Below are 427 nucleotides of genomic sequence, written 5' to 3'. Positions count from 1 at the left end.
ATGTCGGCACGCGCAAGGAGCTTTTGGAGGGCGCCGACACGCTGTTCGCCGCCGTGATCAGCGGCAAGCTGCACGTGCCGATCAACCATGCCTACGCGCTGAAAGACGCCGCCAAGGCGCATATCGATCTCGAAAGCCGCAAGACCACGGGGGCTTCGATCCTGAAGCCGTAGCTCTTTCGGCATCGGCGGTTTCGTAGGGTGGGCAAAGGCGCGGCGCGCCGTGCCCACCATCTTCATTGCGGTAAAAAATGGTGGGCACGCTTCGCTTTGCCCACCCTACAGCCCTACGCCACCCGCCGTGCCGCGCCGGCCTTGGTCAAGATCGCGTCGAGGCAATCGATCATCTCGCCGATTTCTGCCTTCGTGACGTTGAGTGCCGGCATGAAACGCAGCGTGTCGACCTGCGGCGCGTTCAGGAGCACGCC

The 427-nt window shown here is 63.5% G+C and carries 1 protein-coding gene and 1 pseudogene; one reads left to right on the top strand and one right to left on the bottom strand.

Going from position 1 to position 427, the window contains the following annotated elements; all coding sequences use genetic code 11:
- The coding region (locus tag JHD07_RS15375; protein WP_291623626.1) for a zinc-binding dehydrogenase at positions 1-173 on the top strand (173 nt) is incomplete at its 5' end.
- Positions 174-286: 113 nt separating this feature from the next.
- On the opposite strand, the pseudogene argD reads toward JHD07_RS15375, so the two are convergent.
- Positions 287-427: pseudogene (gene argD / locus JHD07_RS15370) on the bottom strand (acetylornithine transaminase); the annotation flags it as partial.

The organism is Bradyrhizobium sp., from assembly GCF_016462955.1.
GTDB lineage: Bacteria > Pseudomonadota > Alphaproteobacteria > Rhizobiales > Xanthobacteraceae > Bradyrhizobium.
This window is presented reverse-complemented; position numbering and strand designations above follow the sequence as displayed.